12 protein-coding genes are annotated in these 12,974 nt (G+C 74.7%); 6 read left to right on the plus strand and 6 right to left on the minus strand.

Annotation, left to right across the window (positions count from 1 at the left end):
- Window positions 1-143 precede the first annotated feature (143 nt).
- Genes ACRAKJ_RS36190 through ACRAKJ_RS36200 form a run of 3 tightly spaced genes read left to right on the plus strand, consistent with a single transcriptional unit; the run spans window position 144 to window position 3,710 of the window.
- The gene (locus ACRAKJ_RS36190) at window positions 144-890 is read left to right on the plus strand and encodes a methyltransferase domain-containing protein (RefSeq protein WP_438924994.1); all 747 of its coding nucleotides are present in this window, start codon (window positions 144-146) and stop codon (window positions 888-890) included.
- Window positions 887-2,419 (plus strand): 1,4-alpha-glucan branching protein domain-containing protein, encoded by a 1,533-nt coding sequence (locus ACRAKJ_RS36195; protein WP_438924993.1) that lies wholly within the window; start codon window positions 887-889, stop codon window positions 2,417-2,419. Before ACRAKJ_RS36190 ends, ACRAKJ_RS36195 begins: the two co-directional genes overlap by 4 nt.
- A 40-nt stretch (window positions 2,420-2,459) precedes the next feature.
- Complete coding sequence (locus ACRAKJ_RS36200) at window positions 2,460-3,710, plus strand: glycosyltransferase (protein ID WP_438924992.1); 1,251 nt, start codon at window positions 2,460-2,462, stop codon at window positions 3,708-3,710.
- Window positions 3,711-3,725: 15 nt separating this feature from the next.
- Here the strand turns inward: ACRAKJ_RS36200 and ACRAKJ_RS36205 are convergent, their stop codons facing one another.
- Complete coding sequence (locus ACRAKJ_RS36205) at window positions 3,726-4,145, minus strand: winged helix-turn-helix transcriptional regulator (protein ID WP_438924991.1); 420 nt, start codon at window positions 4,143-4,145, stop codon at window positions 3,726-3,728.
- Between the two features lie 87 nt (window positions 4,146-4,232).
- Here ACRAKJ_RS36205 and ACRAKJ_RS36210 point away from each other — a divergent pair, with 87 nt between their 5' ends.
- Complete coding sequence (locus ACRAKJ_RS36210; protein WP_438924990.1) at window positions 4,233-5,075, plus strand: NAD(P)H-binding protein; 843 nt, start codon at window positions 4,233-4,235, stop codon at window positions 5,073-5,075.
- 46 nt (window positions 5,076-5,121) lie between these two features.
- Here the strand turns inward: ACRAKJ_RS36210 and ACRAKJ_RS36215 are convergent, their stop codons facing one another.
- Window positions 5,122-5,886 (minus strand): DapH/DapD/GlmU-related protein, encoded by a 765-nt coding sequence (locus ACRAKJ_RS36215; RefSeq protein WP_438924989.1) that lies wholly within the window; start codon window positions 5,884-5,886, stop codon window positions 5,122-5,124.
- Between the two features lie 79 nt (window positions 5,887-5,965).
- Here ACRAKJ_RS36215 and ACRAKJ_RS36220 point away from each other — a divergent pair, with 79 nt between their 5' ends.
- Window positions 5,966-6,913 carry a nucleoside hydrolase gene (locus ACRAKJ_RS36220; RefSeq protein WP_438924988.1) on the plus strand — a complete coding sequence of 316 codons (948 nt, stop codon included), beginning with the start codon at window positions 5,966-5,968 and terminating at the stop codon, window positions 6,911-6,913.
- On the opposite strand, the gene ACRAKJ_RS36225 is transcribed toward ACRAKJ_RS36220, so the two are convergent.
- The 4 genes from ACRAKJ_RS36225 to ACRAKJ_RS36240 all read right to left on the minus strand — a co-directional run bounded on the left by ACRAKJ_RS36225 (window position 6,854) and on the right by ACRAKJ_RS36240 (window position 10,622).
- Window positions 6,854-8,038, minus strand: coding sequence for a THUMP-like domain-containing protein (locus ACRAKJ_RS36225; RefSeq protein ID WP_438924987.1), 1,185 nt, complete (start codon window positions 8,036-8,038; stop codon window positions 6,854-6,856). The two genes, ACRAKJ_RS36220 and ACRAKJ_RS36225, sit on opposite strands and share 60 nt — an antisense overlap.
- On the minus strand, window positions 8,038-9,009 hold the full coding sequence (locus ACRAKJ_RS36230) for a methyltransferase domain-containing protein (RefSeq protein WP_438924986.1): 972 nt from the start codon (window positions 9,007-9,009) through the stop codon (window positions 8,038-8,040). Before ACRAKJ_RS36230 ends, ACRAKJ_RS36225 begins: the two co-directional genes overlap by 1 nt.
- Window positions 8,999-9,778 (minus strand): enoyl-CoA hydratase-related protein, encoded by a 780-nt coding sequence (locus tag ACRAKJ_RS36235; RefSeq protein WP_438924985.1) that lies wholly within the window; start codon window positions 9,776-9,778, stop codon window positions 8,999-9,001. Before ACRAKJ_RS36235 ends, ACRAKJ_RS36230 begins: the two co-directional genes overlap by 11 nt.
- A 73-nt stretch (window positions 9,779-9,851) precedes the next feature.
- Window positions 9,852-10,622: an ATP-binding cassette domain-containing protein gene (locus tag ACRAKJ_RS36240; protein ID WP_438925008.1), complete on the minus strand. Its 771-nt coding sequence runs from the start codon at window positions 10,620-10,622 to the stop codon at window positions 9,852-9,854.
- Between the two features lie 176 nt (window positions 10,623-10,798).
- Between ACRAKJ_RS36240 and glgX the strand changes: the two genes are divergently transcribed.
- Window positions 10,799-12,907, plus strand: coding sequence for a glycogen debranching protein GlgX (glgX, locus tag ACRAKJ_RS36245; protein WP_438924984.1), 2,109 nt, complete (start codon window positions 10,799-10,801; stop codon window positions 12,905-12,907).
- The last annotated feature ends 67 nt before the right edge of the window (window positions 12,908-12,974 follow it).

Consider the following 12,974-nt stretch of genomic DNA (forward strand, 5'->3'; position numbering starts at 1 on the left):
TTTCCGATGAATGGTCGAACACCTTCGGAATGAACAGCGAGACCCGACGCGGAGAATCGAGAACGGCCCGTTCACACGAATAGGCGGACCTCCGGTGACCGGGCGCTGGCTACCCGTGAGTAACGGGCAACTACGCTGGACGGGTGACCGTCGAGCCGCTGCCCCTCACCGGTGAGCGCACCGTGCCCGGTATCGCCGAGGAGAACTACTGGTTCAGGCGCCACGAGGCGGCCTACCTGGACCTCGCGCACCACTGCGCCGGCGCGGTGGTGCTGGAGGCCGGCTGCGGCGAGGGCTACGGGGCCGCGCTGGTCGCCGGGCGCGCCGCGCGGGTCGTGGCGCTGGACTACGACGCGACGACCGCCGCCCACGCCCACCGGGCGTACCCGGAGCTGGACGTCGTGCGCGGCAACCTCGCGTCGCTGCCGCTGCGGGGCGCGAGCGTCGACGTGGTGGCGAACCTCCAGGTGATCGAGCACCTGTGGGACCAGGAGGGCTTCCTCGCCGAGTGCGCGCGGGTGCTGCGGCCCGGCGGCAGGCTGCTCGTCACCACGCCGAACCGGATCACGTTCTCCCCCGGCCGCGACACGCCGCTGAACCCCTTCCACACCCGCGAGCTGGCCCCGTCGGAGCTGCGCGACCTGCTCGTCGGCGCGGGCCTGCGCGTCGAACTGCTGGCCGGGCTGCGGCACGGCCCCGCGCTGCGCGAGCTGGACGCCCGGTTCGGCGGGTCGGTCATCGACGCGCAGGTGGCGGTGGTCGTGGACGGCGGCGAGTGGCCCGCCGACCTGCTGGCGGCCGTGGCCTCGGTGCGCAGCGAGGACTTCGAGATCACCACCGACGACCTGGACGCCTCGCTCGACCTGGTGGCCGTGGCGGTGCGCCCGTGACGCCCACCGCGACGCCCCCTGCGACGCCCACCGCGGCGGGCTCCGGTGACGAGGGGACGTTCTGCCTCGTCCTGCACAGCCACCTGCCGTGGGTCGCGCACCACGGGGCGTGGCCGGTCGGCGAGGAGTGGCTGTACCAGGCGTGGGCGCACTCGTACCTGCCCGTGGTCGACCTGCTGGAGCGGTTCGCCGCCGAGGGCCGCGAGGACGTGCTGACGCTCGGCGTGACGCCGGTGCTGGCCGCGCAGCTCGACGACCCGTACTCGCTGCGCGGCCTGCACGACTGGCTGGGGAACTGGCAGCTGCGGGCGCACGGCGCGGCCCGCCGCCTGCCGGACCTCGCGACCTACGAGCACCGGGCGTCGGCGTGGGCGCTGGAGCGCTTCGAGTCGCGCTGGCGGCACGGCTTCTCGCCCGTGCTGCGGTCCCTGGTGGACTCGCGGGTCGTCGAACTGCTCGGCGGGCCGGCCGCGCACCCGTTCCAGCCGCTGCTGGACCCGCGGCTGCGGGCGTTCTCGCTGCGCACCGGCCTGGCGGACACCGCGCTGCGGGTCGGCTCCGCGCCCGAGGGGATCTGGGCGCCGGAGTGCGCCTACGCGCCGGGCATGGAGCACGACTACGCGCGGGCCGGCGTGCGGCGGTTCCTGGTGGACGGTCCGTCGCTGCGCGGCGACACCGCCGCGGGCCGCCCGGTCGGCACCTCCGACGTGGTCTGCTTCGGCCGGGACCTGGAGGTGTCCTACCGGGTGTGGTCGCCCAGGGTCGGCTACCCCGGCGACCCGGCGTACCGCGACTTCCACACCTACGACCACCCCAGCGGGCTCAAGCCGTCCCGGGTGACCGGCAAGGGCGTCGCGCCGGAGGACAAGCTGCCCTACGAGCCGGGCGCGGCGGCGCTCGCCGTGCGGCGGCACGCGGCGGACTTCGTGGACGTGGTCGTGGCGCGGCTGCGGGCGCTCAGGGAGCGGCACGGCAGGCCGTCGCTCGTGGTGGCCGCCTACGACACCGAGCTGTACGGGCACTGGTGGCACGAGGGGCCGCTGTGGCTGGAGGCCGTGCTGCGGCTGCTGCCCGAGGCGGGCGTGCGGGTCACGTCGCTGCGCGGCGCGGTGGAGGCGGGGCACGTGGGCGCGCCCGTCGAGGTGCCGCCGTCGTCGTGGGGCGCGGGCAAGGACTGGCACGTGTGGAACGGGCCGCAGGTCGCCGACCTGGTGGACCTCAACGCGTCCGTGCAGCGGGAGCTGCTGGAGCTGGACCTGTCCGGCCCCGCGCGGTCCCCGGTCGCCGACCAGGCGGTGCGCGAGGCGCTGCTGGCCCTGTCCAGCGACTGGGCGTTCATGGTCACCAAGGACTCGGCCGCCGACTACGCCCGCTACCGGGCCAAGGTGCACGCCGACCGGTTCGCCGAGCTGGCCGCGCTGCTGCGCGCGGGGGCGCCGGCCGCCGGGCGGGGGCTGTCCCGCGCCCGCGAGCTGCGCGCGGTCGACGGCCCGTTCGGGCACCTCGACGCACGGGGGCTCGCCCGGTGATCGGTCGAACCGCACCCGCCGGCGAATGCGAGGATGCCCCATGCGCGTGCTGATGTTGTCGTGGGAGTACCCGCCGGTCGTCGTGGGCGGGCTGGGCAGGCACGTGCACGCGCTGGCCACGTGCCTGGCGGCGCAGGGGCACGAGGTCGTCGTGCTGTGCCGGCAGCCCGCGGGCACGGACGCGGTGACGCACCCGACGTCCGACGAGGTGGTCGAGGGCGTGCGGCTGGTGCGCGTCGCGGAGGACCCGGCGCACCTGGTGTTCGAGCGCGACCTGGTGGCGTGGACGCTCGCCATGGGCCACGCCATGACCCGGGCCGGGCTGGCGCTGCTGCGCGGGTGGCGGCCGGACGTGGTGCACGCGCACGACTGGCTCGTGACGCACCCGGCCGTCGCGCTGGCCGAGGCGGCCGGGGTCCCGCTCGTGGCGACCGTGCACGCGACCGAGGCGGGCCGGCACAGCGGCTGGCTGTCGCAGGTGCTCAACCAGCAGGTGCACTCGATCGAGTGGTGGCTGGCGAACCGGGCGGACGCGCTGATCACCTGCTCGTCGGCGATGCGGACCGAGGTGGCGCACCTGTTCGAGGTGGAGCCGTCGCCGATCACCGTGCTGCACAACGGCATCGAGCCGCGCCGGTGGCGGGTGCGCGCGGCGGACGTGGCGGCGGCCCGCGCGGCCCACTCCCCGACCGGCGCGCCGCTGCTGCTGTTCTTCGGCCGCCTGGAGTGGGAGAAGGGCGTGCAGGACCTGCTCGCCGCCCTGCCGCGGGTCCGCCGCGCCCACCCCGGCACGCGCCTCGTCGTGGCCGGCACCGGCACGCACCGCGAGTGGCTCGCGGAGCAGGCCCGCAAGCACAAGGTGCGCCGCGCGGTCGACTTCGCCGGCCACCTGCCCGACCGCTCCCTGGCCGCCGTCCTGGCCGCCGCCGACGCGGTGGTCCTGCCGTCCCGCTACGAGCCGTTCGGCATCGTCGCCCTGGAGGCCGCCGCCGCGGGCGCGCCGCTGGTCGCCTCCACGGCGGGCGGCCTGGGCGAGGTCGTCCTCGACGGCCGCACGGGTCTGTCGTTCCCGCCGGGCGACGTGGAGGCGCTGACCGCCGCCGTGCGCGCCGTGCTGGACGACCGCCCCTCCGCCGCGCGCCGGGCGAAGGCCGCCAAGGCCCGCCTGGCGACCGACTTCGACTGGCGCCGCATCGCCGCCGGCACCGCCGAGGTCTACCGCGCGGCGACCGTGCGCGGCCGCGACCCCCTGGGCAGGCCGAAGATCGCGACCGGCAACGCGTTCCTCTGACCCGCGCGCCGGGGGTCAGCCGCGCGGTGGACCGGACGCGACCTGGTCCTCGTCGTACCGCCGCCGGGCCTCCAGCACGTCGGGGACGTGGTCGCCGACCCAGTCCAGCACGACGCCCAGCCGAGCGGTGAACCGGCGACCCAGCGGGGTGAGGGCGTAGGTCACCCGCGGCGGGGTCGCCGGTTCCACCTCGCGCGTCACCAGGCCGTCGCGGACCAGGTCGCGCAGGTTCTGCGAGAGCACCTTCTCGCTGATCCCGCCGGCCAGGTCGCGCAGCCGGTGGAAGCGCCGGGGGCCGGGGAACAACGCGGTCAGCAGCACGATCCCCCACCGGCTGGTGGCGTGGCGGAACAGCACCTGCCCCGGGCAGTCGGGGTGAAACCCGTCACCCGGCGCCCACGCGGGGTCCTGCTCTTCCCGGACTCCTACCGCCACGCCCGGAGCTTACCCGCGGGTGCGCCCTTACCCGGCGGGTCGTCGCGCGCCTACGGTCGCGGCCGACGACGAGGAGGGGTTCCGTTGGTGCGAGGCGAGGTCCTGGTGACGGGCGCGACGGGGAACGTGGGCGCGCAGGTGGTCCGCGGGCTGCTCGCGGCGGGCGAGGTGCCGCGGGCGCTGAGCCGGCGGGCGGACGCCGGGCTGCCGGACGGCGTCGAGGTCGTGCGGGGGCACCACTTCGACCCGGCGACCCTGGAGGCGGCGCTGGTCGGCGTCGACCGGGTGTTCCTGGTGTGGCCCGCGTTCACGGCGGACGCGGCCGACGCGGTGGCCGGGGTGATCGGCGCGCGACGGGTGGTCCTGCTGTCCTCCGGGGCGGTGGTGGACGGCGTCGAGGAGCAGCCGCACCCGATCGGGCGGTTCCACGCCGAGGTCGAGCGGGCGGTCGCGCGGGCCGGGGCGGGGTGGACGTTCCTGCGCCCGCACGGCTTCGCCGCCAACACCCGCGCCTGGGCGCCGGACGTCCGCGCCGGTGACGTGGTGCGGGGCGCGTACGGGCGGTCGGCGGCGACGGCGATCCACGAGGCCGACGTCGCGGCGGTGGCGGTGCGGGCGTTGACGGAGGACGGGCACGCCGGGGCACGCTACGAGCTGACCGGACCGGAGGTGCTGACCAAGGTCGAGCAGGTGCGCGTCATCGGCGAGGTCGTCGGCCGGCCGCTGCGCTGGGAGGAGCTGTCCCGCGAGGAGGAGCGGGCGCGGTCGCTGTCCTGGCTGCCGGGGTCGGTGGTGGACGCGGTGCTCGACGGCCAGGCCGCGATGGTCCACCGGCCGCTGCCCCCGACGAGGACGGTCGAGGAGGTGACCGGCACGCCCGCGCGCCCGTTCCGCGAGTGGGTGGCCGACCACGTGGACGACTTCCGCTGAACCCGCCCCGGCCGGCTGGTCCCGGGGCCGCCCCGGTGGCCCGGGGTCAGCCCTGCCCGGCGTCGGCGGAGCCGTTGCGCGACCGCTCCAGCGCCTCCCGCGCCTTGCGCGCCATGTCCGCCACCGCCGCCCGCCGCACGGCGTCCGCCTCGTAGTCCGCCCGCCGGTCCTTCACGACGCGCGCCGGGATGCCGACGGCGATCTTGTAGTCCGGCACGTCGCCCCGCACGACGGCGTGCGCGCCCAGCACGCAGCCCCGCCCGATCCGCGTGCCGCGGGTGACGGTGACCTTCGTGCCGAGCCAGCAGTCCGGGCCGATGCGCACCGGGGACTTCACGATGCCCTGGTCCTTGATCGGCAGGTTCACGTCGGCCGTCACGTGGTCGAAGTCGCAGATGTAGACCCAGTCGGCGACCAGCGTGGCCGCGCCGATCTCCACGTCCAGGTAGCAGTTGACGGTGTTGTCCTTGCCGAACACCGCCTTGTCGCCGATGCGCAGCGAGCCCTCGTGGCAGCGGATGGCGTTGCCGTCGCCGATGTGCACCCACCGGCCGATCTCCAGCCGGCCGTAGCCGGGGCGGCAGTGCAGCTCGACGCCCTTGCCGAGGAACACCATGCCGCGCAGCACCACGTGCGGGTTCGCGATCCGGAACCGCAGCAGCCGCCAGTACCGGACCAGGTACCAGGGCGTCCAGGCCCGGTGCCGCAGCACCCAGCGCAGCGACGCGAGGGTGAGGAACCGGGCCTGCTGCGGGTCGCGGTGCGACCGGCGCCACCTCGTCCACACGGGAGCGCCCCACATGCTCGTCACGCGGGCACTCTAAGCCGGCGCCCGACCGCCGACCCCGGCACACGGGTCGCGCGGCGGCGGCGTGGCAGGATCGGAGCACGTGACGACACCTCTCATCATCGACACCGACCCGGGCGTGGACGACGCCTTCGCCCTGGCCCTCGCGGTCGCCAGCCCGGAGGTGGAGCTGCTCGGCGTGACCACGGTGTTCGGCAACGTCGCCCTGCCCGACACCACGGAGAACGCCCTGCGCCTGCGCGCCCTCCTGGGCCGCGAGGACGTGCCGGTCGCGGTGGGCGCGTCCCGCCCGCTCGTGCACCCGCAGCCCCGGCTGTCCAGCGCGCACGGCTCGGACGGCCTGTCCGGCTTCCGCCACACCCTGCCCGAGCCGACCGCGCCGGTGGACGGGCGCGACGCCGTCACGCTGCTGCGCGAGCTGCTGGAGGCCGCCGACCGGCCGGTCACGGTCGTGCCGGTCGGCCCGCTGACGAACATCGCCCTGCTGCTGGCCGCGCACCCGCACGTGAAGCCGAAGATCGCCCGCCTGGTGATCATGGGCGGCGGCCTGGAGGGCGGCAACGCCACCGCCTCCGCCGAGTTCAACCTGTGGTGCGACCCGGAGGCGGCGCGGCGCGTGCTGGCCGACGAGGACGTGCCCACGACCCTGGTCACGATGGACCTGACCAGCCGGTGCGCGGTGAGCAGCGGGTGGTTGGGCGACCTGGCGAAGACCTCGCGCCGGGCCGCGAAGCTGGTCGGCCTGACCCCCGACTACCTGGCCACCTACCGCCGCTTCCTCGGCATCGACGGCATGGCGGTGCACGACGCCGTCGCGGTCGCGGAGGCGGTCAGCCCGGGTCTGCTCACCACCGCCGCCTACCCGGTGGACGTCGAGTGCGCGTTCGGCCCGAGCCGGGGCGCGGTCGTCGCGGACCGCCGCCTGGACGCGCCCGCCGGTCGGCGCGTGGACGTCACGACGGGCGCGGACCTACCGGCCGTGCGCGACTTCCTGTTCGAGCGGCTGGGTGCGCTCGGCGACGGCGAGTAGGCACACCGGCTGCCGGCCGATCCTGGTCAGCACGACGGTCCGCTCGACCGACCCGCTGAGCTTCAACCGGCGGCGCAGCGCGTTCGGGTCCACGTCGAGGCCGCGGACCAGGATCTCCAGCCGGCCGACGTCGTGCGCGCGCAGGAGCGCCTTCAGGGACTTCTCGTTGTAGTGGCCGTGCTCCAGGACGCGGAACGCGCGCACGCCCGGCGGCGGGGTCGGGCCGGTCAGGTAGGCGATGCGCTCGTCGAGCTGGGCGAGGCCGTGGCGGGCGGCGTAGTGGCGCACCAGGCCGGCCCGCACCACGGCGCCGTCCGGGTCGACCAGCCACTCGGCGGGCGGGGTGACGGGGCAGTCGTCTGGGTCGGCGGAGGTGATCGTCCACCCGGCGCCCGAGGAGGACAGCACGGACGCCCGCCGCGCCACGCCCGGCGTGGCCAGGCCCCGGGTCCACAGGCACGCCTCGCGCACCGCGCCGTCCAGCGAGACCAGCTCGACCTCGTCGGCCCACGGCGCGACCGCGAAGTCCACGCCGGGCGAGCACTTCACGGCCAGGTCGCGGCCCGCGAAGGCGTCGGCGAGCCCGTCCAGGGGCGGCAGGAAGTCGGCCGGTCGCCACGTGCGGCGGCCCGCCGGGTCGCGCCGCGCCGGGTCGGCCAGCACGGGCACCCGGCGCGACACCGGGCGCAGGGCGTCGGCGCGCACCACGACCGCGCCGGGCACGTTGTGCCGGGCCATGGCCAGCCGCACCGGGTCGAGGTCGGAGCCGAACGACCCGGGCGGCAGCGCGGCGAGGTCCGCGCCGACCGAGCACGTCACGTCGTGCGCCGGACCGGTGAAGCGGCGCGCCCGGTGCACGGCGACCGGGTGCGCGGTGGCCTGCTGGAGCGCGTCGGCGGTGAACAGGCCGTCCTCCGCGAACGGCACCCGCCCGACGGCCTTGCGGCGCAGCAGCAGCGTGTCGAGCACGGCCGCGAAGCGGTCCGGGGAGACCGCGCGCGCGGCGGCCACGTCGGCCAGCCGCGACGCGTCGGTCAGCGGCAGGCCGGACAGCGCCGACAACGCGGCGCGACCGGCGTCGGAACGCAGGTGCGCCACGTCGTCGAGGCTGAACGAGTACCCCACTAGACCGGCTTGCGGCCCGTCACGGAGACGTTGTAGAAGACCTCGCGCGGCAGGACCTTCGACAGCACGTTCTCGTCCACCCAGGACAGGCGCTGCCACGTGCGGTAGGCGAACATCGCCCAGCCGAAGCCGAGCTTCTCGCGCGGCACGGCGGCCTCGAACGTGCGCACCGGCCACCCGAACAGCGCGGCCGACAGCTCCTCGGTCACCGCGCGCACGTCCACCGCGCCCGCGCCCCGCGCGGTCCGCTCCAGGTCGCCCGGGTCGAACGTGTGCAGGTCCACGACGGCCTCCAGCGCGGCGGCGCGGGACGACTCGTCCAGCTCCTCCTGGGGCCGGCGCCAGTCGTTCAGGGGGCCCAGCTTCGTCACGGTGGTGGTCAGCCACCAGGTGAGCTGCCCCAGCTTGCGGGCGTAGAAGTTGCCCACGTTCGTGGGGTCCCCCGCGAACACGAACGTGCCGCCGGGCTTGAGCACCCGCAGCACCTCGCGCATGGCGGCGGGGATGTCCGGGATGTGGTGCAGCACCGCGTGCCCGACGACCAGGTCGAACGTGTCGTCGTCGTACGGGATGCGCTCGGCGTCGGCGACCCGGCCGTCCACGTCCAGCCCGAGGCCCTCGGCGTTGCGCAGGGCGACCTGCACCATGCCGGGCGACAGGTCGGTCACGGACCCCTTCTTGATCACACCGCCCTGCATGAGGTTCAGCAGGAAGAAGCCGGTGCCGCAGCCCAGCTCCAGGGCGTGCTCGTACGGGCCGGTCCCGCCCGCGACCGCCCGGAAGCGGTCGGTGGCGTAGGTGATGCAGCGCTCGTCGTAGGAGATCGACCACTTCTCGTCGTACGTGCCGGCTTCCCAGTCGTGGTAGAGCACGTTCGCGAGCTTGGGGTCCTGGTAGGCGGCCCGCACCTCCTCCGCGGTGGCGTGCGGGTGGGGCGCGGGGTCGACGGGACCCTCGGGATCAACGGCCACTGAACTTCGCCTTCCCCGGGCCGTTCTCGATGAACGACGCCATGCCGGTCTTCTGGTCCTCGGTCGCGAACATGGCCGCGAACAGCTGGCTCTCCAGCTTCAGGCCGCTGCCGAGGTCGGTGTCCAGGCCGCCGTCGATCGCGGCCTTGGCGGCGGCGTAGGCGCGCACCGGCCCGTTCACGAACTGCCCGGCCCACCGCTTGGCCGCCTCGTAGACGTCGTCGGGCGCGACGACCTCGTCCACCATGCCGATGCGCAGCGCCTCCTCGGCACCCACGAACCGGCCGGTGTAGACGAGGTCCTTGGCCTTCGACGGGCCGATCAGCCGCGGCAGGCGCTGCGTGCCGCCCATGCCGGGGATGACGCCGAGCAGGATCTCCGGCTGGCCGACCTTGGCGTTGTCGCCCGCGACGCGCCGGTCCGCGCACAGCGCCAGCTCGAAGCCGCCGCCCAGCGCGTAGCCGGTGATGGCCGCGACGGTCGGCTTGGGGATCTCCTCGACGGCCCGCAGCGCCGAGGAGAACGCGCCCGCGCGGGCGGCCATCTCGGCGTAGGACAGCCCGGCCATCTCCTTGATGTCCGCGCCGGCCGCGAACACCTTCGGACCGCCGTAGACGATCACCGAGAACACGTCGGCGCGGTCGGTCGCCTCCAGCGCGGCGGACCGGATCTCCTCCTGGACCTGCCTGTTGAGCGCGTTCATCGGCGGGCGGTCCAGCCGGATGGTGCCGATCCCGCCCTCGACTTCGAGCTTCACGAACTCAGCCACGCAGTCCTCCTCGACCGTGCGTCGGTAGCCGCCTCGCAGGTTACTACTGGGTAGCCCGAACGGCCGTCGAGCCTCACGCCCGCTTGCGGCGGGCGAAGTAGCGGTCGCCCGCGCGCTGGAGCTCCAGCGGCTGGTCGAACGTCTTGGTCAGGTTCTCCTCGGTCAGCACGTCGTCCAGCAGGCCCTGCGCCACCACGCCGCCCTCGCGCAGCAGCAGCACGTGCGTGAAGCCCGGCGGGATCTCCTCCACGTGGTGCGTGACCAGCACCATCGCCGGCGCGTCCGGGTCGAGCGCCAGCTCCGAGAGCCGCGCCACGAGGTCCTCGCGCCCGCCCAGGTCCAGCCCCGCGGCCGGCTCGTCGAGCAGCAGCAGCTCGGGGTCGGTCATCAGCGCACGGGCGATCAGGGTGCGCTTGCGCTCGCCCTCCGACAGGGTGCCGAACGTGCGGTCGGCCAGGTGCTCGATGCCCAGCGCGCCGAGCAGCTCCTTCGCGCGGCCCGTGTCGAGCTTGTCGTACTCCTCGCGCCACCGGCCCAGCACCGCGTACCCGGCGCTGACCACCAGGTCGACGACCTTCTCCTCGTTCGGGACGCGGTTCGCCAGGGCCGCCGAGCACAGGCCGATGCGCGGGCGCAGCTCGAACACGTCGGTCTTGCCGATCCGCTCGCCGAGCAGGTGCAGCTTGCCCTTGGTCGGGTGCAGCTCGGCGGCGGCCAGGCGCAGTAGCGTCGTCTTGCCCGCGCCGTTGGGGCCGAGCACGACCCACCGCTCGTCGAGCTCCACGCCCCAGTCCACGTCGCCGACCAGCGTGGTCTTGCCACGTCGAACCGAAACACCCTGCATGTGGATGACCAGATCTTCGTTTTCCACGCTCGTCCTCGCCCCGATCGACACCAACCCCGGGCCATTGTTCTGCAAAGCCCCCGGCGGGCGGTGCGGTGGGTGCGGGTTCGTGTGACGTTCCGGTCGCGTGGCGCGCTCATCCCCAAACAGTCGGTGGCTACTGGAAGGATCGCGGTATGCCAGCCGACTCGATCCTGCTTGCCGGCCGACCGTTCCCCCTCGGGGCCCACCCCGAGGCCGGAGGTGTGCGCTTCGCGGTCTCCGCCCCGCCCGCGGACGCGGTCGAGGTGTGCCTGATCAGCGAAGACGGCACCGAGGAGCGCGTGGAGCTGACCGAGCGCACGTTCGGCGTGTGGCACGGCCTGATCTCCGGCGTCACCCCCGGGCAGCGCTACGGCTACCGCGTGCACGGCCCGTACGACCCGTCGCGCGGCCTGCGCGCCAACCCGGCGAAGATCCTCGTGGACCCGTATGCGACGAGGATCACGGGCGCGCTGACCGACCTCGACGCCGCCCTCGGCTACGTGGGCGACCCGATGCTCGGCGGGCCGTCGCCGGTCGACTCGCTGGGCAGCGTGCCGCTGTCCGTGGTGACCTCGCCGGGCGGGCCGGACACGGGCGTGAAGCCCGAGGTGCCGTTCGAGGAGGCGGTGGTCTACGAGCTGCACGTCAAGGGCTTCACCCAGCGGCACCCCGGCGTGCCCCAGCACCTGCGCGGCACCTACCTGGGCCTGGCCCACCCGTCCGTCGTCGAGCACCTGACGCGGCTGGGCGTGACGACGGTCGAGCTGCTGCCCGTGCAGGCGTTCCTGGACGAGCCGTCCCTGGTCAAGGCCGGTCGGCACAACTACTGGGGCTACTCGCCGCTGGCGTGGTTCGCCCCGCACCCCGGCTACGCCAGCGAGCCCGGCCGCGAGGTCGAGGAGTTCCGCACGATGGTGTCCGCGCTGCACTCGGCGGGCATCGAGGTGCTGATCGACGTCGTCTACAACCACACCTGCGAGGGCGGCCCGGAGGGGCCCACGCTGTCCTACCGGGGTTTCGACGCGCCCGGCTACTACCTGCACATCGACGGCGGCGGCACGCTCGACATCACCGGCTGCGGCAACACCACCGAGGCCGGGTCGCCGCAGTTCGTGCGCCTGGTGACCGACTCGCTGCGGTACTGGACGACCGAGCTGGGCGTGGACGGGTTCCGGTTCGACCTGGCGTCCACGCTGGGCCGGCCGGGCGGGCGCGGTTTCGACCGGGCGTCGGCGATGCTCACCGCCATCACCTCCGACCCGGTGCTGTCGCGGTGCAAGCTGATCGCCGAGCCGTGGGACGCGACCGGCGACGGCTACCGGGTGGGCGACTTCGGCGTGCAGTGGGCCGAGTGGAACGGCCGCTACCGCGACACCGTGCGCGACTACTGGCGCGGCATGACGAGCGTGCGCGACCTGGCCTACCGACTGTCCGGGTCGTCCGACCTGTACGCCGACGACCTGCGCCGACCGTGGCAGTCGATCAACTTCGTGACCGCGCACGACGGGTTCACGCTGCGCGACCTCGTGTCGTACAACGACAAGCACAACGAGGCCAACGGCGAGGACAACCGCGACGGCACCAACGACAACCGGTCGTGGAACTGCGGCGTCGAGGGCGAGACGGACGACGCCGAGGTGCTGGCGCTGCGCGCCCGGCAGGCCCGGAACCTGTTCGCCACGCTGCTGCTGTCCACCGGCACCCCGATGCTGACCGCCGGTGACGAGCTGTGGCGCACCCAGCTCGGCAACAACAACGCCTACTGCCTGGACGACGAGACGGCGTGGGTGGACTGGGAGCTGTCGACCGAGGCCGAGTCGATGCTGGCGTTCGCCCGCCGGGTCATCGCGCTGCGCGCGAACAGCCCGGCGCTGCGGCAGCCCGCGTTCTTCGACGGCCGCACCACGCCGTCCGGCGCGCCGGACCTGGTGTGGTTCCGGCCGGACGGGGAGGAGATGGCCGAGACGGACTGGTTCGACGACGGCCGCCGCTTCCTCGGCATGTGGATCGACGGCTCCACCTCCCTGTCCCGCTCGCGCGACGGCGAACTGGTGTCCGACGACTCGTGGCTGCTCCTGCTGCACGCCGGCGCCGAGCCGCTGGAGGTCACCCTCCCGGGCCCGGAGTACGGGGGCCGCTACGAACCGGTGGTCGACTCGACGACGGCGGACGGCTCGCCCGCCACACCGGGCAGCTTCGCGGCGGGCGACCCGGTGGTGCTGGGCAGCCGGTCCCTGCTGCTGCTCCGCGTGCCCGGCTGACCGCCGCCCGTCGACGGTTGCCCGGGCCGGGCCGACGGTTGCCCGGGCCGGGCCGACGGTTGCCCGG

The organism is Saccharothrix sp. DSM 118769 (assembly GCF_052936295.1).